Raw genomic sequence first — 18,707 nt, 5'->3', positions numbered from 1 at the left:
CTCCGTTATTACTCAATTGTAGTTGCAATAACGGGGCGGACCATACATTTTTGTGCCTACGGATTTTATAACTGTTGATTTATAGCTATTGATTTATAGCTGCTGAATCCGCTGCTTTAACTCCTCTAAATCCACATCATTTCCAACAATTCGTAATCGAACATACTCTTCGGTCATCGCATCACACGTAATGGCAAAGTCGACACCGGAACATGTCTTGATACCAATCTTCTCAAATAGCTTCGAAAGGTTGGCTCCCTTTTTCCTCAACAACATAATTGGCGTTGATATTGATGTACTCAGCACATCAATATTGTGTACAGACAACAAGCCGATCATTTGCTGTTTAAAATACTCGGTTTTGCTGCGGTTGGTTTCTAGGAAGTGTTTCGCATTGGGTAGGGTCGCCGATGCGATTTTTATCGAAGGATAAGTGGGCGTAAACACGCTCACCGCGGCTTCTATCGCTGAAGTTAGGTTTTCACTGCTAGCCAAGTAACCTAATCGAATCCCAGCTAGGCCTAAACCTTTAGAAAAAGTGCGTAAAACAATTAAGTTATCCAAGACCAAGGTTTGATCGAGCATAGACTGTTCTGCACTCAGGTACTCACCATAGGCCTCGTCGACAATCAAAATAGAGCCAGAACGCTCACATACTTTTGCTATCTCGACCAGATGAGCTCTGTCGTAGATTCGACCCGTTGGATTGTTGGGATTATCGATATAAACCAAGGCTGGCCTTTCTCTGCTGACTTTTGAGGCCAGCACACCAAACAGATCAGACTCGTTTTGATAATCAAACATGTTGATGGACTGGTATTCTCCGCCAACCAAATTGAACTCTGATATTGCTTCAACAAACTGAGGACCAATACCTATCATGGTGCGATTGCTGTGATCGATAAGTTTATTGAAGATAAGTTCTAGCGCCCCGAGAGAGCCAGTAGTGTAGGTAATACGACAGTCTTCAATCCCAATAAACTGACGAGTTAAATAAGTCAGCTCTGAAAGCTCCCTGTGACAGTAGTATTTATCAATACCGTGAATTATCTCTTTAACCACATGTTCAGGGATTTCTGGTGCGCCAAATGGATTAGAGCCGAGTGAACAATCGATGCGGAATGAATGATCGACATAAGAATGGTAGTCACCGCTTAACCTTGGGTTTAAATGCATAAGAAAACGCTCAAAAAATATTCATGCGTTATTCTTATCGCATTCAATTTTCTCTATATAGGTCATTTCGTGACAGTTACTTACACAGTTTCGAGAGACTGGTTAAAACCACCGATTGGTTCAAATAACGAATCTTCTTAGAGCCATAATCTATACTTAAGCACTCGTGTTTCCATTTCGAGTTAACCAAACCGCTTTCTTTGCGCTAGGTTAAGCGGAGATAAGATAGAGTAAGAACAGAGCTTGCATCTTTACTCACCCTAGTTACCATAGCCCCATTAACATCCCCCATATTTTGAAGGTTGCTATGAAAGCAATTAAGACTCTTTTCTTCCTGATGGTTTTACTGAGCGGTCTGTTTACCGCTTGGCTGTTTATCCCGATTCCAGCGACCATGGACAAGCAAACGCTCGACGTTCCATTAACGGAACCGTTCAAGCTTGTGGCGTATCGTAGCAATCCGAATGATGCGAGCAAGCCGCTCACTTATCACTACTATGTGATTTCAGATGTGGTTGGCGTGGATGACATGGATCCGTTTCTGATTACGACAGACCAGTTCGTAAAACTTGGTGAGTTCGATGAGAACACATTCAGCCTAACGGTTAACGGCAAGATCGAAAGCTACACCAACGATTTGTGGATCAAAAAATCGGACGGCAAGCTTCAGCACTGGTACGTGAGTATTAATGCAAACTATATTCGTTAGAGCCGAACCCCAATAGACCCTATTTTAAAACTGCGCTTTGGCTTCCAAGCGCAGTTTTTGTTTCGATCCCCCCAGCTTTACAAGCAAAGCAGATCTCACAAACCATGCAGGTGTCATAAGCTCTACAGATGTTATAAGCTCCACCTATGCTCGACTCCCAATAAATCAAAAACAAAAAAGGATCACCCGTGGAATTTACGCTCGACAAATTTAACGGCATCATCATTGACCCAGAGACAGCGCCTCAAGATGCTGCTTCATTCAACGCCGAACTTAGCGAGATCACCCAATTTTCGAAGCAGAATAACAAAGGTATTATTTGGATTAGTCTGCCTATTTCGCTTTCACACCTCATTCCGGTAGCGACCGAACTTGGCTTTGTGTTTCACAACTGCTTAGAAAACGAAATTACGCTGATTCATAAATCCGAGATTGTGGAGTTTGTGCCTTTCATCCCTACCCACACCTTGGGCGCAGGCGCATTGATCACCAACGAGCACAACCAAGTGCTGATGATCAAAGAGCATGGCATGACAGGCTACAAATTACCTGGCGGCCACATTGAACTTGGTGAAGGCATTGAAGAATCTGTGGTTCGAGAAACATTAGAAGAGACAGGTATCGAAGCCACGTTCGTGTCTGTAGTTGGCATGGCAACGCGCCACCCATATCAGTTCGGAAAATCGAACCTCTACTTTGTTTGCCACCTTATCGCCCAAACTCAAGAGATTGCGATTCAAGACACCGATGAAATTGCAGAAGCAAAATGGGTGGATGTAGAAGAGTTCATCAACAACGTTGAAAACTACCCGTTCAACCGCCAAATGGTTGGTTCTTTGATTGGCAAACAAGGTCTGGAGTTGACTCAACTCGAAGGCAACTACGGCCCAACCCACAAGCCCGAGATCTTCTTTTCGAAAAGCTAGAATACTTCAAACATAAAAACGCCCAACTCACTGAATTGGGCGTTTTACTTTTACTTTTTGTTTTTCTTAAGCCGACTGCGTTGTTAATTTTCTCTAATTCAGAAAGCTATCTTTAGAACATGTCTATTTTAGAAAAGCCTAGTTTAGAAAAAACCTAGCGGATTAGTATCGTAGCTGATCAGCAGGTTCTTGGTGTTTTGGTAGTGATCGAGCATCATCTTATGTGTCTCACGACCGATGCCTGATTTCTTGTAACCACCAAACGCCGCGTGTGCTGGGTAAGCGTGGTAACAGTTCACCCAAATACGGCCGGCTTCGATGTTTCGACCCATGCGATACGCGAGGTTTGCATCACGCGTCCAAACGCCAGCACCCAAGCCATATTCGGTATCGTTGGCAATCTCTAACGCTTCCGCTTCATCTTTGAAGGTGGTGACCGCAATAACAGGCCCGAAGATCTCCTCTTGGAAGACACGCATCTTATTGTTGCCTTCGAGCATGGTTGGTTGAATGTAATAACCATTACCCAGATCATCTGGCTGCTGCGCGATTTCACCACCGGTTAGCACTTTCGCGCCTTCTTGGCGGCCAATCTCTAGGTAGCTCAGAATCTTATCAAACTGCTCTTGAGAGGCTTGTGCGCCAACCTGAGTGTCAGTATCTAACGGGTTACCTTGCTTGATGGTTTGAGCGCGCTCGACCACTTTCGCGATGAACTTGTCGTACACCGATTCGTGGATCAACACACGTGATGGACAGGTACACACTTCACCTTGGTTGAAGAACGCCAGCAACATACCTTCGACACACTTGTCTAGGTACTCGTCTTCATGATCAAAAATGTCTGGGAAGTAGATGTTTGGAGACTTACCGCCCAGTTCAACCGTTGATGGAATCAAGCTTTCAGCCGCACATTTCAGAATATGATGTCCAACTTCAGTTGAGCCAGTAAACGCCAACTTAGCCAAACGATCACTGGTTGCTAACGCTTGGCCTGCTTCGCTACCAAAACCATTCACGATGTTGACCACGCCTGCAGGCAGAAGATCGGCGATCTTCTCCATCATCACCAAGATCGATGTCGGTGTTTGCTCGGCTGGCTTCATCACCACACAACAGCCTGCTGCCAGTGCTGGTGCCAGCTTCCAAGCCGCCATTAAAATCGGGAAGTTCCAAGGAATGATCTGCCCTACTACACCAATTGGTTCAGGGAAGTGGTAGCTTGCGGTGTTTGAATCTAACTCTGCTGCGCTGCCTTCTTGAGCACGAATACAACCCGCAAAGTAGCGGAAGTGATCGACAACTAACGGGATGTCTGCCGCTAAGGTTTCACGCACTGGCTTACCGTTTTCCCACGTCTCAGCGACTGCAATTTCTTCTAGATTAGCTTCAATGCGGTCGGCAATTTTAAGCAGGATGTTCGAACGTTCAGTAACGCTCGTCGCAGCCCAACTTGCACGAGCTGTATGCGCCGCATCGAGCGCTAAGCTAATGTCTGCCTCGGTTGAGCGCGCGACTTGGCAATACACCTGACCATTCACGGGGGACGTGTTATCAAAATACTCGCCGCTGACAGGCTTCACCCACTCGCCACCAATAAAATTGTCGTATTGGGCTTTAAAGTTCACTACTGCGTTGTCACTACCCGGCTGTGCGTAAATCATAGTTAGATCCTTCTTTGATTTGTTGTTCGTTATTGAGCGAGAGCTGTCTTAATTTTATGGCGACTTCTCTTGAAAAAAGAACTCATGACAAGACGCCCATGTTTATTCTTTCTGTTTAAAACACTGATACTTCGTGTTTTCTTCACAGCAAGAACAACGCAAATCACACGCCACAACCTCAAAACTTGTTGTTAATAAATTGTAAAACTATGATTACCAAACATTTACAACCCAAAGTGAGTTGGCATTGAACGGCCGTATGGAAACCACTCCAGTGTTCAACTGTTCCAATTTGGTACACCCTCACTGTTACGACATGGAACAGTCATGCACCTTCAACAAGCAAACACCTCAGATTGGCTTTCGTCCTCTTGGCACCGCAGCACAGAAGCGGGGCTAAAACAGAGGCGACTACCCGAAGATATTCGCCTGCCACAGTCGATTCTTAAGCAGCGACGCCAACAATCATCGAGCTTGATTCAAATCGTCGAGAGCAATGCACTGCCTCTGTTTAACCAGATGTTTGCACGCACCGACAGTCGTTTGATTCTGACCGATATTGAAGGAGTGATTCTGGCAAGTTGGGGGCAAGAGCGGTTTAAGGAAAAGCTGACTTCGATTGCGCTAAGCTCTGGAGCGTGTTGGCAGGAACAACTCAAGGGCACCAACGCCATTGGCACTGCGATTGTGGAAGCCAAACCCGTGACCATCATTGGCGAGCAGCACTTCATCCACCAGCATCGGTTTATCAGTTGTTCAGCAAGCCCAGTATTTGATCATCAAGGGCAAATGGTTGGCGTATTGGACATCACTAGCGAGCAGCAGCAACACGACAGTTCGGTGCAACTGCTGGTTCAAAATATGGTTCAGCTTATTGAAAATCAGCTATTAAGTCATATCCCACAAGGCACTACTCGAATCGACCTTGCATGTGAAAAGTCCTTATTACACAGTGGCTGGCAAGGGATTGTGATAGCCAATGAAGCCGGAGAAGTGGTAGCGCACAATCAGGTCGCCTCTCAACTGCTGGATCAAACCTCGATCGTCGGTGAGTGCATCGACACTCTATTCAACCGAACCTCATTAGATGCACCCTTTGTATTTGAAAAACAGCACCTCAAACGAACTACTACCAAGCGCACGCGCTCTATTTCGGCATCGTGTGATTTACACCATGGCGAGCAACAAATAGAACACGCTTGGCAGCAAGCCAATAAGGTCATCGACAAAGGAATTAGCCTATTAATCCTAGGAGAAACAGGCGTCGGCAAGGGCGAGTTTGTTAAGGCGTTACACAAGCAGAGCCAACGTAAATCATCGCCCTTGGTGGCGGTGAATTGCGGTGCGCTGCCTAAAGATCTTATTGAATCTGAACTATTCGGTTATGCGCCGGGGGCTTTTACTGGCGCGAGCCACAAAGGATTCCAAGGCAAGATCCGCCAGGCAGATAAAGGGATCTTATTTCTAGATGAGATAGCCGACATGCCTTTGGAAGCTCAATGCCGATTGCTGCATGTTCTGCAAGACAAATCCGTAGTGCCTGTTGGCTCAAATCAGAGCTACCAAGTCGATTGTCAGATCATCGCCGCGACGCATAAAAACCTAGAACAGTTAGTCGCAACTGGAGAGTTTCGACAAGATCTCTTTTATCGCCTGAATGGCTTGGCCTTTACTCTGCCAAGCTTGCAACACCGACAAGACAAACACGCCTTAATCGAGCACATTCATCGTAAATACGCCGAAGATGAGCAAACAATCTGCCCGCACTTAATGAGCTTACTGTGCGCCTATTCTTGGCCGGGCAACATACGTGAATTAGACAATTTACTTAAGGTCGCCGCTCTGCTGGCGAGTGATGAACCGCTACTCACACTCGAACATGTACCTAGCCATCTTGCTCAACACCTCACGTCGTTAGCGCAAGATAATCAACATCATCAGATTACAGCTTCTCGTATCATAGAAGGTAAGCCAAATGCTGATTTAAAAAGTACCGTTGAAGAAACCTTGCTGCAAACCTATCAAGCCAACCAAGGCAACATCAGCAAGACTTCACGCATACTTGGCATCAGCCGAAATACCATTTATCGAAAACTGAAAAGCTTGGGCATCCTCCAATAATCACCATGGAAGATCCTAATCTGCCCTTTCGTTATCAATAAATAAATTCACTTCCAGTGAGACATTTTGCCCTCTGACTCGTAATGCTTCAAAACGAATGAGGGCTCAAATGCAAACAATCAACATAGTGTGGCTAAAGCGCGATTTAAGACTCACCGACCACGCACCTTTACAACACGCTTTATCAGATCAACACCCAACGATATTGCTCTACATTTTCGAACCCATGCTGTTAAACAATGCTCACTATTCTGAGCGACATTGGCGATTTGTTTGGCAGTCGCTGCAATGCATGAACCAGTCATTAAAAAAGCATGGACATCAGATTTCAATACTTCATGGCAGTGCTATAGACTGCTTCGAAACGATCCAAACTCGTTACCACATCCAAAGTGTATTCTCCCATCAAGAGATAGGTTTAAATTGCACCTTTGAGCGTGACAAGCAAATATCTAACTGGTTTCAAGAGCACAACATCCATTGGCAAGAGTTCGCACAGGGCGCTGTGGTTAGAGGGTCGAAAGACAGAATCGGTTGGGACAAGCATTGGAACAGTGTGATGCGTGCTCCCATAGAAGAAAGTCAGTTAACGACAGAATCACTGCATACCCTTGATGCTGAAGAACTTGAACTCGCTATGGAACCTCCACAAGCATGGTTAACCAAAGTTAACGGCATACAAACGGGTGGAAGTGCACTGGCATGGACAACATTACACGACTTCTTTGATCGCCGTGGTCGAGATTACTACCGCAGCATCTCAAGCCCAGAAGCCTCGCGATATGCCTGTACACGTCTATCTCCATATTTAGCTTGGGGCAACATATCGCTGCGTGAGGTTTATCAACACCTATTGGGGCACTGGCAAGTCGCGGGATTTCGTCGCAGCTTGATTGCTCTTTCCTCAAGGCTTCATTGGCACTGTCATTTTATGCAGAAGTTTGAATCGGAATGCGCGATGGAATTTCGCTGCATCAATTACGCTTACGAAGCACTATTACAGAAGGGAACGGTGAAAGATCCAGCATGTTTGAAGGCATGGAAGGTGGGATTAACGGGCGTGCCATTGGTCGATGCCTGTATGCGCTGCCTACATCACACGGGTTATATCAATTTTCGCATGCGCTCTATGTTGGTGAGCTTTCTCACTCATCATATGAATATGGACTGGCGTGATGGTGTCACTCATTTAGCGCAGCTGTTCCTAGATTTTGAACCCGGCATTCATTACCCACAGTTTCAAATGCAAGCTGGAGTAACCGGCATCAACACCATCCGGATTTACAACCCAACCAAGCAAGCACAAGAGCACGACTCGGATGGAGACTTCATCCGTAAATGGGTACCAGAGCTTTCAGGCATACCTACCCCACTTCTGTTTGAGCCTTGGAAGATGACGCCTATGGAAGTCATGATGTACGAGCTTGAACCAGATTCCCCTTACCTTAATCCGGTCGTCAATCTCGACACTAGCGCAAAAGAAGCGCGGGTGCGTTTATGGTCATGGCGAAAACTGACCGAGGTAAAACAAGAGCGAAGCCGTATTTTGGCTCGCCATGTCAGGCCGTCGAAAAAGAATCCTAATCAGAGTCCAACTCCACAAGTTGATTAAGCACCTCTTTATCCAATACTGGGTGGTGCTTGCTCGCTAGGATCAACACAATATCGACCGAAGGCAATGGTGGCATATCATCAAGAATTTTCAGATCCGGAGTGACGCTGAGCTTACCCATAGCTCCAATCGCCAACCCTGCTTTTACGATAGCGCGCTGAGCTGAAGCCGTGTTACTACAGGCTAATAATTGATAGGGTATCCCCTGCTTAGTTAAACCATTTACCGCCGCAGCGTGGTATTTACAGTCAGTCTGAAATAGAGCTAATGGAACAGGCTTGGAGTCATCCAAGACATAATCAGAACTGCTTATCCACACTCCGACATCATGGGTCAGCCAATAACCCTCTTCACTGTCAGGTGCTCTGGTCACAATCGCGGCATCTAATCGGCCATCATCCAACCACTCTCTGAGCGTAATGCTTGGTAAGCTGAATACTTGAATGGAACAGGTAGGTTCTGCTTTCTGCAACACACGAATGACTTTCGGCAGAATGGTGTCGTTATAGTCTTCAGGGCAACCTAACCTCAAGGGCTGTTTATCCTCATAACGCTTCACTTGTTTTAATGCCGTATTGTGGAGTGCGACTAGCTGCTCCGCATGAGAACGCAGTGCTAAGCCCGCTTCAGTAAGCGCTAAATTACGCCCCTCTTTTTGAAAAAGGGTCACGTTAAGCTCTTCTTCTAATTTACGCATCTGCGCACTGAATGCCGACTGGGTACGATTAATTTGTTTTGCGGCACGCGTGAAACTGCTTGTTTCCACGAACGCGAGAAAGCCTCGCAAAGCATCAATATCCATATTGAAATCACCACCCATCGTTTTTATTAATGTCTGTCATCAAAATTATCCGTTAGTGCGCCGCAATACAATCCCCTAAGCTCAAATGCATACCCACTAAACGCAAGGAAGCACTTATGCAGCTTTATATCGCAAACCAGAACTACTCAACTTGGTCACTTCGTGCATGGCTCATATTCGACCATTACAACCTCGATGCAGACATTATTAAACTCAAGCTGTTCACCTCAGATTTTTACGACACGTTAGCGAAAGTGACACCGACAGCCAAAGTCCCAACCCTAGTCGATGGTGATGTTGCGGTGTGGGATTCATTGGCGATTCTCGAATACGTTAACGATGCCTATTTGAATGGTGCGGCATGGCCAACTTCCATTGCTGAACGCGCCCTCGCCCGTGCAATTTCGGCAGAAATGCACTCTGGATTTTTTAACATCAGAAATGAGTTACCAATGAACTGCCGAGCCAAAAGAAAGCTCACGCTCAGTGATGGCGCATTGAAAGACATCGCTCGCATCGACGCTATATGGTCTGCACAAATGGAACAATACCCAGAGGGATGGTTGTTCGGTAAATGGTCGATCGCCGATGCCATGTTTGCACCTGTGGCGCTACGCGTAGAAACCTATGGCATCCAGCTTTCAGAAAAAGCCCAACAGTATCAACAACGTGTGTTGAATAGTCCGCCGATAAAGAAATGGTTGGCCGAGGCGAGTTTAGAAACTGATGTGGTTGAAGAAGACGAAGCGGGCGAACCTGTGTAAAACACCGCTCCCTTTCAAGGCTCACTACTCTGTGAGCCTTCCTATAAACCACAATAATGTAGTCGATTGTGATCACCGAACCACAATGTGCAGACCTGATTGTTTATATTCAACAAAATCCAATTCGTTAAGATAAACATCATGTTACGAACCTCTATCGCATTACTCAGCGTTACCAGTTTCGCTGTATCTGCCAATCTCACCCTTCCCTCTGGCGAAGACTGGATCAATCATGCTTCAGAAGGGCTTGCACCTTATTGGCTAATGCCGAGTGCTCAGGGAGAACTGATAGGCAACTTCCCCACTTTCCGCTGTGATGATGGAACATTGCTTGATGTGGCCAACGTTTGTCCTGAGTTAGACAAAGGATGGATCACGCCGCACTTTGGCAAAGAGTTCACACGGATGAAATCACGTCAAACCTATGCCTATGGCGTGTTCTACCATCTGACCGGAGACAAACAAGCATTAGCGCTCGCTAAACAAGGGGCTTACTACCTCATTGAACACTTAGAAGATCAGCAAAATGGCGGTTTTATAAGCTTCACCAAAGACGGCAAAGCGGGACTTGAGTGGCAACAGCGAACGGCTCAAGATCAAGCGTATGCGTTAGTTGGCCTAGCGATGTACTACTACCTGACCCAAGACAAACAGGTAGAGGAAGCGCTCATTGCCCAACAAACGTTTATCTTTGATAAATATCGACTTAACGACAACAGCGGTCTTGCTTGGGTACTTGCTGACGGTGAAGATGGCAAAGCCACACAGCGTGAATTGGTCGCGCAACTTGATCAGATTAACGGTTACATGCTGTTAGTCGCTCCCCTGCTAAAAGAGCCCACCAAGACACAATGGCTTGATGACCTGAATTGGCTCACGCAAACCATGGTCGAGCACTACCACTCTGAAGATGAACAACGCTTCTACGGTGCCATTCACAGCAAAGCAGCCAAGATGCCGAATGCCAATCACAACGATTTTGGACACACTATCAAAGCATATTGGATGACTTACCTTACTGGACAAACACTGGATAACTCTGAATGGAAAGAGTTTGGCATCAAAGGGATGAAGCACACCTTAGCCCAAGCTCAATATCAAAAAGAGTTTGTGAGCGTATCTCAATACTTTGGCGATGAACTTCAGCAAGCTTGGCAAGGACAAGAGATTACAGGCTGGCAAAGCAGACCAAACACAAATTGGGCGTCATCATGGGAATGGGCAGAGCTCGACCAAGCTGCGATGACGGTATCGCTTGTCGATGGTTCGATGAAAGAAATCCTGCAATACACGCTACCGACGTTTCATGATGTATGGGTCGACCACAAATATGGCGGCGTAGGGCTTGAACCTAAACGCACAAAGGCTTTTCATTGGGGCAATGGTTACCATCAATTTGAACACGCTTTGATTGGCTATTTATATGCTCGACAAGAGGAAGGTAAACCCGCTGTACTTCACTACGCAAGGCCAACCAATAGCGAGATGCCAATGGAGCCGTATTACTATCAAGGTGATGTAGTGGAGTTAGAGAACACTGGAGATGGTACGCAGAAGGTCAGCTTTAATAACATTCGACCTTAGCGTTGATTGCTCGATCTAAATGAACTTTATGTGCGAGGAATGGGCAAAGTCAGAGAGTTAGCACAATAGTGATGTCGCAGACCAAACAAAAGCCGCTGTTGATCAGCGGCTATTTTGATGGAGATAAACGGAGCTTAGTCGTCCAACCCTTTAATTGGGCTCATCGAGCGGTAAACGGTTTTTACATCACCGGTCATCGACAATGAACTCAAATCATCGATGAAGAAACGACTGGTCATTGTATGTTTACCGCCATTGATAAAGATCTCGATCACTGACTTATCAACATAAACTTCGATGATTTGCTTGGTGCTCAACCTCGGTGCTTTTCTCACAGAGCCAAACTCTTCCGCGTAGAGTTGAGACATCTTGCTGCGATCAAGCATGAATTCCGTCTCTGTGGCACTGAACACGATATTCTCGCCCGTGATGTTGGCAAGAGTAAACTCAAATTCGTCCGTACCTGTTTCGAGCTCAACCATGAAGCTGGTTGTATCCAGTTCAAGAACGCTCTCAACCACGACAGCTTCGCCTTGCAGCGCTTTCAATTCAGGTAAAGCCGACTGCACCAGATAGCCATCTTGGATGTGAAGCTCGCGTGGTAATGACAACATACCCGCCCATTGGTGCACTACAGATGGAGCGTCGATATCAGGAAGGCCTACCCAAGCAATCAAGATCCGACGACCTGAATCGTCTAAGTAAGTCTGAGGAGCGTAAAAATCAAATCCGTAATCAGGCTGCGCGATATCTTGATGGTTTTCAAATTCCATCGAATCTAAATTCAAACAATCACCAACAATGTAAGCCACTGAGTAAATGTTTTTAAAATCGTACGGATTATCGCTAGAGACACCTTGTGGAGAAAACAACATCACTGACTGGTTATCTATCTCGAAAAAGTCAGGGCATTCCCACATATAGCCAAGATTGTTGTAACGAGTTTGAATAGAACCTTTATGCTGCCAGTTCATGAGGTCACGACTTCTGTACAGCGCCATTGAACCACGTTTTTCTTGGGTCTGAGCCCCAACAACCATCAAGTAATCGTCACCGTCCTTCCACACTTTTGGGTCGCGGAAATGTTCTGTGTAGTGTTCATTTTCGATAACCACACCATGCTTTTCTATTTGCCCTTTGACAGACATCTTTGCAAAACACTGAGTTGAGGACCTTTCCCAGTTCTCATCACGATGATTTCCCGTGAAGAATAAAATAGCTTCGTCGTTTTCAACGAGAGCTCCACCAGAATAAACCCCATGAGAATCGTAGTCTTGGTCTGGATGCAGTCCAATGCCATGGTCTTCGAAGTGAACAAAATCTTTTGTCGACAAGTGATACCAATACTTCATGCCATGAACAGGGCCAACCGGCGTCCATTGGTAAAAAATATGATGCTCGCCGTTGAAATAACACAAACCATTCGGGTCATTCAGCAAGCCAAATTTGGGAGCAATATGGTAACCAGGGTATCCAGAATCTTGCTTACGCTGTTTTACCATCGCATCCATACTGTCTTGAGAAATCTGCTCTACGCGACAGTACCTTTGCTCTACTGTCCAGTTCGAATTCAAACTCATACATTCTCCTCAGTGTTTGTCGCACTTGAGATGCCTTGTTTATTAGACTGAGCCGAGATGACAATTTGATCAGGAGTAATAAACTGAGCAAGAGCGTTTTGCGTTGGAAGTGCCGTCATCGCACCTTTTTGCGTGATTGCTAATGCACCACACCCATTCGCCCACAGGATTGCAGAATCAACGACTTGTTGATTATTCCACTCTTCATGTTGAGAAAGCTTTGCAAGTAAACCGCCAACAAAAGCATCGCCAGCGCCTGTAGTATCCACTGGCGTCACTGAGCGACCTGAAATCAATACACCTTGGTTTTCAAATACTCGCCAAACGCCTTTCGCGCCCTGTGTAACCAGAACAAGCGTGTTGTTAAGATCTGCAATGTTAGCCAAACCTTGTTCCATCGACGTTGAATCGGTTAAGAAATCCAGTTCTTCTTCTGAGAATTTAACCACATCAGCCAGCTCGACCGCCTTCATGACCACAGACTTAATTTCAGATGGGTTTTGCCACACTTCATCACGAAGGTTTGGATCGAAGCTGATGTAACCGCCCGCGGCTTTCATGCGTCGGATCGCTTCAAAGGTGCTGCTTCGGCTTGGTTCATTAGCCAAAGAGATTGAGCAGACGTGTAGCCACTCGTTTTTCTTAAATTCGGGAATGTCTTCAACAGACATAAACTGGTCGGCACTTGGCTTAACCATAAACGTAAAACTGCGCTCGCCTTGGTCATCAAGATCAACCACCACGGTTGATGTGCGTTGTTCAGGGTCCTTCACCAAACGCTCGGTATTCACACCTTCCTTTTGCAGAGTCACTTCCATAAAAGTGCCAAACGGGTCGTTACCCACTCGGCCGAAAAATGCGCTTTTGCCTAAAAGGCGAGAAATCGCTACCGCGACATTGGCAGGCGCACCACCCGGACATTTCAATAATGTCGCATCAGTCTCCGGAATGAGGTCGACGACGGCGTCTCCAGTTACCCAAACTTGATTCATCTTTCTTACCTTAAAACTGAAAATCATGACAACCGAAAGCAGTAGCAACCAAAAGCAAGGTGACACTTCACGCTGTCATGTAAAAATTTAAAAAGGCTAGCTAAGCCAAATCACCTAGCTAGCACCCCAAAGCTTAAGAAATGAAGTGAAAAGGGGGGCTTCACTTCTAGGGAGAAACGTTACGCTGTTGCTTTAATGTTTTGCTTGCTGCTCTCACGCAAACCTAAAACAACGGTCAGTGCAAAGGCAGTCACGAACGCGATAATCATACCTACCACGTAGTAGCCAATTTTTTCTGGCGATATTGAGATGATGCCAGGAATACCCGCGGCACCCAGTGCTTGTGCTTTCACATTGAACATCGTGATAAATGCGCTTGAAACCGCAGCAGCACAAACCGCAGCAATGAACGGGTAGCGAAGCTTCAAGTTCACACCAAACATTGCAGGTTCAGTAATACCAAGCAAACCGGTCACACCAGAAGGAATCGCGATACCTTTCATTTTCTTATCTTTACTCATGAAACCAACCGCCAGTGCCGCTGCACCTTGAGACACGTTAGACATTGCCGCGATAGGGAAGATGAACGTACCGCCAGTCGTTGCGATATCCGCAAGCAGCTGAGTTTCAATAGCAATAAAGCTATGGTGCATACCAGTAATAACGAACGGCGCATAAATCAAACCAAACACCGCACCGCCAATGAAGCCAGCGCTGTTGTATAGCCAGTTAAGACCGTCACCTAGTAGGAAGCCGATATCACGTGTAAATGGACCCACAACCGTAAATGTCAGTAAGCCAGTCACGAAAATAGCCAGTAGCGGCGTTAGCAAGTTATCCAGAACCGAAGGAATAACTTTACGTAGGCCAAGTTCCACTTTCGCTAGAATAAACGCAGAAACAAGAACGGGCAGTACTGAACCTTGATAGCCCACTTTCTCGATTTCGAAACCTAAAATGTTCCAAACTGGAATGCTGCCCGAAACCGATGCGCCACCGAAGCCCCAGCCGTTAAGCAAGTCTGGGTGAACCATCAACATACCTAAAGCCGCGCCAAGGTATGGGTTACCACCAAACTTCTTACTCGCTGAAAATGCTAATAAAATAGGTAAATACACAAAAGGAGCATTAGCAAATGTATTGATCATGTTTGCTAAGTCGGTCAAACCCGGATTAGCGTCGATTAAAGATTTGCCATCAATGAACAAGCCTTGAGCCGTCAATAGGTTGTAGATACCCATCAAAAGACCACCAGCAACAATCGCCGGAATGATCGGTACAAAGATATCAGACAGACCTTTCACCGCACGTTGCAGGATATTTTGGTTATCAGCACCTGCAGACGCCACATCGTTGGTCGACATTTCCGTCATTTCAGTCAGCTTAGCCAACTCAGCATAAACTTGGTTTACGATACCTGAGCCAAAGATGATCTGATATTGACCTGCTACTTTAAACTGGCCCTTAACCCCTTCTAGGTTATCAATCGCCTGTTCATCAATTTTATCTTGGTCTGCGACTGCAAGACGCAGACGAGTCGCACAGTGTGCAAGTGCGGTGATATTACTTTTACCACCTAATAGAGAAAGCAGCTCTTTTGCTATTTTTGGATAATTCATTACATACCCCATTGGATTATCATTTGAGCTTTTGAATTTTCGGGAACGTTTGCAAAACAAATTTTTGCCTAGAAATAACAAATGATCAAAGATAACTGCTCAATACTGTGAGAATGATCTTCAAATTATCTCCCTAGGATAAGAAGACAGGGTTAAAATCTCCTAATAACAGGAAAATTTGATGCTCTGTTTGCAAACAATCCCAAAACTAAAAATACAAATGGATAATGAATAATGGCTAGTCTTCATGATGTCGCTCGTCTCGCTGGAGTTTCCAAGTCGACGGTCTCAAGAGTAATCAACGATGAGTATGGCGTAAAAGACGCGACCAAGGTGAAGGTGCGTAAAGCGGTTGAAGAGTGTGGCTATCTCCCAAACCAAGTCGCTAAAGACTTAAAGTCTCAAAAAACCAACCTGGTTGGCGTGATTGTTCCTAGGGTTTCTTCCCATGCCACCTCTCAAGGTGTCGATGGTTTAACCGCCATCTTAGAGCAAGCGGGCATGCATGTTTTATTAGCGAGCACACATCAAACACACCATAAAGAACTTGAATATATTCAGATATTTAACCAAAAACGCGTTGAAGGTATCATCCTGTACGCGACCCACCTCGACAACAAACTAGTCAAAGCGATTCAAAGCTCTGCTGTGCCGGTAATATTGGTTGGTCAAGATGGGTCAATGTTTAACATCCCAAGCATTGTGCACGACGACACTCGCGTAGGGTTTGAAGCGGGTAATCGCTTCATAGCGAAAGGTTGTAAGCATATGGGATTCATCGGCGTGCAAGGCGATGATATTGCGGTTGATAAGATGAGATCGGAAGGCTTCGCTCAATCGCTTCAATTTAACGACCTCACACTGCAATTTCACGCCCGTGGCGACTTCACCATAGAGTCAGGTTACCAACTGGCTAAACAGTCTCTAAAAGAGCACACCAAGCTCGATGGCCTGTTCTGCGCAACTGACCGTATCGCAATCGGTGCGATCAGAGCCATTCAGGAAGCTGGCCTCGCTCCAGGAAAGGATGTCTTGGTACTCGGCGTGGGTGACGATGAACTTGCTTCAGTATGCACACCAACGCTGTCTACGTTTAACTATGCATTTGATAAAGCCGGAGAAAATGGAGCCAAGCTGCTGCTCGACCGTATTGAGAAAAAAGGCTTTGAAATGAGTAAGATGGTGTTGACCTTCACCACTATTGACCGAGAGTCTTGCTAGCGATTTATTTCAGAGATCAAGTTATCCCAAGATGAAAAAATGCCAACCTTCGAGTTGAAACGATAAGGTTGGCATTTGATGATGCGACTATCACATCATGAGTAACACTCTCTATCTAAACGATATATCAGGCAATTAGAACCAAGTTTCCATCTGCAGTGCAAACAGAACCTCGCCGCCCTCTCCCATCGTTGCAGCATCTGCTTCAGTGCTGATCGAGTAACCATTCAGGTCTTCACTCCAATCCACATAGCTCACAGCGAAACGCAGTTCTGGTCGGTCAAAGAAACCAGTGCTAGTTGAAAGCTTCAGTGTTGGTGCAACTGTCGCTTTGTAGAAACCGCCGCTTGCTTGCTCTGTCGAGTTGTCTAAATCCATGTACTGCAATGAACCTTCGTAAACCATCTCAAAGTTTTCTGTGAACTCTTGAGCTAATCGAACGTTTAAAGAAGCCCATGTGAACTCGTCATTCTTCTTCAAACGGTCTTGGCTATGCTCTGCCATTAATGCAGGCGCTAAGCGCCAGTTGTCGCCAATGCGAGTAACACCGTAGCTAAACAGGCGAACGGCTTTCGCGTCATCCAGTAGATCACCATTTGAACCTATGCCTTTTAGCTCAGCACCTAAGCCGCTACCCATTAACATGCCCGTTTTAGAGAAGCCTTCGCTCAGGCCAAAGAAGTTGTCTCCATGGTACGCAAACATTGCGTGTACACCGCTTTCAGCTGCGCCATTTAAGCGGCTATCGTTGTCTGCTGAGGTCATGCCACTCAACATCACTTGCCATTGGCCAATGCGGTTATTCATGGTTGCAATGTAGTTTTCTACATCTGTTGATGAGCTATCAATTTCGCCAAAATCTCGGCCATAAATTGAGAAATTCGCTTTCCAGTTATCGCTCATCTGAATATCGTAAACGCCCGCACCAGTACCTGATAAGAAGACAATATCCGAATCGAAAAAGTGAATATCAAAGTTGTCGCGATCGAATCGTTTACCCGCCCAAAACGTTGCTTCAGAAAACGCTTCAGATTCAGAGAACATGCTCAGACGGTTCAGTTCGGAATACACTTGTCGTACATTCAACTGGCTTTCACTGGCTGTCCATTCGTTATTTGTTTCAGTACTGTCGGCTAACATGATACGAAACAAGGCACTAGAGCCATCATCCGCAAAACGCTTATGAATCAAGTTCGCTTCAACGTAATGATCATCTTCCACACCAAGTCGTCCAATAGGCGCACCAATCGCACCCGCCGCTGTCATGTAAGGACCAGTACCTGTCGCGCCGTTTAGGTCGTCGTTGATCAATAACCCAGAGCGTGCATAGCCGTGAAACTCAAACGAAGAAGCCTTTTCATTGGCTTCGGTAGAAACCTGCTCCGTTTGTGCAACTCTTTGTTCTAATTCATTAATACGTTGCTCTAATGCTGCAACGTCTTCACTTGCTAATACCGATGTAGTCATTAGCCCCATTGTTACAGCAACCGCTAAAGTGTGTAGTTTCATTCTAATGTTCTCACGTTAATTGTTTTGGATTGTTTGCAAACGTTCCCAAAATAATTCGTAAGCGCATTTCGGCTTATACTTTTGATGTACAAGCTCTATATCGAAGAAGAAATAGAAATCAGTCGTGTTGATTACTTCACTTTTGTATCTGGGTGGATGATAGATCGATACTTTCGGGAACGTTACCGAAAGTGCATAATTATGATAACTTTGTCACAAGTGAAATTGATTAATGGGCGAAAAATAGTGTATCGCGCACATTGCTCAACGAATAAAAACGAGCCTATGATTGAGCTTAAGCGTATTAAAGTCTTCCATTGAAGCGAAGGTAACCATTAAGTGAGCATCAATTAGGAAAAACAGAGGCAAAGCCTGAGATGAAGTTTCAGGCTTTTTAAATGCAGAGCATTCTCACCAACAGTGGGAAT

14 protein-coding genes are annotated in these 18,707 nt (G+C 45.7%); 7 read left to right on the top strand and 7 right to left on the bottom strand.

Annotated features, from left to right (window positions below; all coding sequences use genetic code 11):
• Positions 1-93: 93 nt before the first annotated feature.
• Positions 94-1,176 carry a pyridoxal phosphate-dependent aminotransferase gene (locus OQJ75_RS19445; RefSeq protein WP_265974555.1) on the bottom strand — a complete coding sequence of 361 codons (1,083 nt, stop codon included), beginning with the start codon at positions 1,174-1,176 and terminating at the stop codon, positions 94-96.
• 307 nt (positions 1,177-1,483) lie between these two features.
• On the opposite strand from OQJ75_RS19445, the gene OQJ75_RS19440 reads away from it, so the two are divergent.
• Entirely contained in the window at positions 1,484-1,885 is a 402-nt protein-coding gene (locus OQJ75_RS19440; RefSeq protein WP_057622999.1) for a hypothetical protein, read from the top strand.
• Between the two features lie 188 nt (positions 1,886-2,073).
• A complete protein-coding gene (locus OQJ75_RS19435; RefSeq protein ID WP_265974554.1) occupies positions 2,074-2,811 on the top strand; it encodes an NUDIX domain-containing protein in 738 nt (245 codons plus the stop codon).
• A gap of 143 nt (positions 2,812-2,954) precedes the next feature.
• Here the strand turns inward: OQJ75_RS19435 and OQJ75_RS19430 are convergent, their stop codons facing one another.
• Positions 2,955-4,475, bottom strand: a complete 1,521-nt coding sequence (locus tag OQJ75_RS19430; RefSeq protein ID WP_265974553.1) for an aldehyde dehydrogenase family protein — start codon at positions 4,473-4,475, stop codon at positions 2,955-2,957.
• Between the two features lie 327 nt (positions 4,476-4,802).
• On the opposite strand from OQJ75_RS19430, the gene OQJ75_RS19425 reads away from it, so the two are divergent.
• Complete coding sequence (locus tag OQJ75_RS19425; protein WP_265974552.1) at positions 4,803-6,596, top strand: sigma-54-dependent Fis family transcriptional regulator; 1,794 nt, start codon at positions 4,803-4,805, stop codon at positions 6,594-6,596.
• A gap of 109 nt (positions 6,597-6,705) precedes the next feature.
• Complete coding sequence (locus OQJ75_RS19420; RefSeq protein ID WP_265974551.1) at positions 6,706-8,208, top strand: cryptochrome/deoxyribodipyrimidine photo-lyase family protein; 1,503 nt, start codon at positions 6,706-6,708, stop codon at positions 8,206-8,208.
• Here the strand turns inward: OQJ75_RS19420 and OQJ75_RS19415 are convergent.
• On the bottom strand, positions 8,177-9,028 hold the full coding sequence (locus tag OQJ75_RS19415) for a LysR family transcriptional regulator (protein ID WP_265974550.1): 852 nt from the start codon (positions 9,026-9,028) through the stop codon (positions 8,177-8,179). The genes OQJ75_RS19420 and OQJ75_RS19415 overlap by 32 nt on opposite strands.
• 98 nt (positions 9,029-9,126) lie before the next feature.
• On the opposite strand from OQJ75_RS19415, the gene OQJ75_RS19410 reads away from it, so the two are divergent.
• Both OQJ75_RS19410 and OQJ75_RS19405 read left to right on the top strand, forming a co-directional pair.
• Positions 9,127-9,774, top strand: coding sequence for a glutathione S-transferase family protein (locus tag OQJ75_RS19410; protein WP_265974549.1), 648 nt, complete (start codon positions 9,127-9,129; stop codon positions 9,772-9,774).
• A gap of 141 nt (positions 9,775-9,915) precedes the next feature.
• Positions 9,916-11,358, top strand: a complete 1,443-nt coding sequence (locus OQJ75_RS19405) for an N-acylglucosamine 2-epimerase (protein ID WP_265974548.1) — start codon at positions 9,916-9,918, stop codon at positions 11,356-11,358.
• Positions 11,359-11,492: 134 nt separating this feature from the next.
• Here the strand turns inward: OQJ75_RS19405 and OQJ75_RS19400 are convergent, their stop codons facing one another.
• The 3 genes from OQJ75_RS19400 to OQJ75_RS19390 form a co-directional block, all read right to left on the bottom strand.
• Complete coding sequence (locus OQJ75_RS19400) at positions 11,493-12,938, bottom strand: sucrose-6-phosphate hydrolase (protein WP_265974547.1); 1,446 nt, start codon at positions 12,936-12,938, stop codon at positions 11,493-11,495.
• Entirely contained in the window at positions 12,935-13,930 is a 996-nt protein-coding gene (locus OQJ75_RS19395) for an aminoimidazole riboside kinase (RefSeq protein ID WP_265974546.1), read from the bottom strand. Before OQJ75_RS19395 ends, OQJ75_RS19400 begins: the two co-directional genes overlap by 4 nt.
• A 179-nt stretch (positions 13,931-14,109) precedes the next feature.
• A complete protein-coding gene (locus tag OQJ75_RS19390) occupies positions 14,110-15,549 on the bottom strand; it encodes a sucrose-specific PTS transporter subunit IIBC (protein ID WP_102489883.1) in 1,440 nt (479 codons plus the stop codon).
• A gap of 234 nt (positions 15,550-15,783) precedes the next feature.
• Here OQJ75_RS19390 and OQJ75_RS19385 point away from each other — a divergent pair, with 234 nt between their 5' ends.
• Positions 15,784-16,770: a LacI family DNA-binding transcriptional regulator gene (locus tag OQJ75_RS19385; RefSeq protein WP_265974545.1), complete on the top strand. Its 987-nt coding sequence runs from the start codon at positions 15,784-15,786 to the stop codon at positions 16,768-16,770.
• Between the two features lie 135 nt (positions 16,771-16,905).
• Here OQJ75_RS19385 and OQJ75_RS19380 read toward each other — a convergent pair whose 3' ends face one another.
• Complete coding sequence (locus OQJ75_RS19380) at positions 16,906-18,279, bottom strand: carbohydrate porin (protein ID WP_265974544.1); 1,374 nt, start codon at positions 18,277-18,279, stop codon at positions 16,906-16,908.
• Positions 18,280-18,707 lie beyond the last annotated feature (428 nt).

Origin of the sequence: Vibrio sp. 14G-20 (assembly GCF_026241515.1) — a bacterium.
In the GTDB taxonomy this organism is placed as follows: Bacteria; Pseudomonadota; Gammaproteobacteria; order Enterobacterales; family Vibrionaceae; genus Vibrio.
This window is presented reverse-complemented; position numbering and strand designations above follow the sequence as displayed.

Coding starts and splice junctions, on each gene's coding strand:
- OQJ75_RS19395 (WP_265974546.1), bottom strand. CDS start 13,930: ATGAATCAAGTTTGGGTAACTGGAGACGCCGTCGTCGACCTCATTCCG.
- OQJ75_RS19425 (WP_265974552.1), top strand. CDS start 4,803: ATGCACCTTCAACAAGCAAACACCTCAGATTGGCTTTCGTCCTCTTGG.
- OQJ75_RS19405 (WP_265974548.1), top strand. CDS start 9,916: ATGTTACGAACCTCTATCGCATTACTCAGCGTTACCAGTTTCGCTGTA.
- OQJ75_RS19400 (WP_265974547.1), bottom strand. CDS start 12,938: ATGAGTTTGAATTCGAACTGGACAGTAGAGCAAAGGTACTGTCGCGTA.
- OQJ75_RS19380 (WP_265974544.1), bottom strand. CDS start 18,279: ATGAAACTACACACTTTAGCGGTTGCTGTAACAATGGGGCTAATGACT.
- OQJ75_RS19440 (WP_057622999.1), top strand. CDS start 1,484: ATGAAAGCAATTAAGACTCTTTTCTTCCTGATGGTTTTACTGAGCGGT.
- OQJ75_RS19420 (WP_265974551.1), top strand. CDS start 6,706: ATGCAAACAATCAACATAGTGTGGCTAAAGCGCGATTTAAGACTCACC.
- OQJ75_RS19430 (WP_265974553.1), bottom strand. CDS start 4,475: ATGATTTACGCACAGCCGGGTAGTGACAACGCAGTAGTGAACTTTAAA.
- OQJ75_RS19415 (WP_265974550.1), bottom strand. CDS start 9,028: ATGGGTGGTGATTTCAATATGGATATTGATGCTTTGCGAGGCTTTCTC.
- OQJ75_RS19385 (WP_265974545.1), top strand. CDS start 15,784: ATGGCTAGTCTTCATGATGTCGCTCGTCTCGCTGGAGTTTCCAAGTCG.
- OQJ75_RS19390 (WP_102489883.1), bottom strand. CDS start 15,549: ATGAATTATCCAAAAATAGCAAAAGAGCTGCTTTCTCTATTAGGTGGT.
- OQJ75_RS19445 (WP_265974555.1), bottom strand. CDS start 1,176: ATGCATTTAAACCCAAGGTTAAGCGGTGACTACCATTCTTATGTCGAT.
- OQJ75_RS19410 (WP_265974549.1), top strand. CDS start 9,127: ATGCAGCTTTATATCGCAAACCAGAACTACTCAACTTGGTCACTTCGT.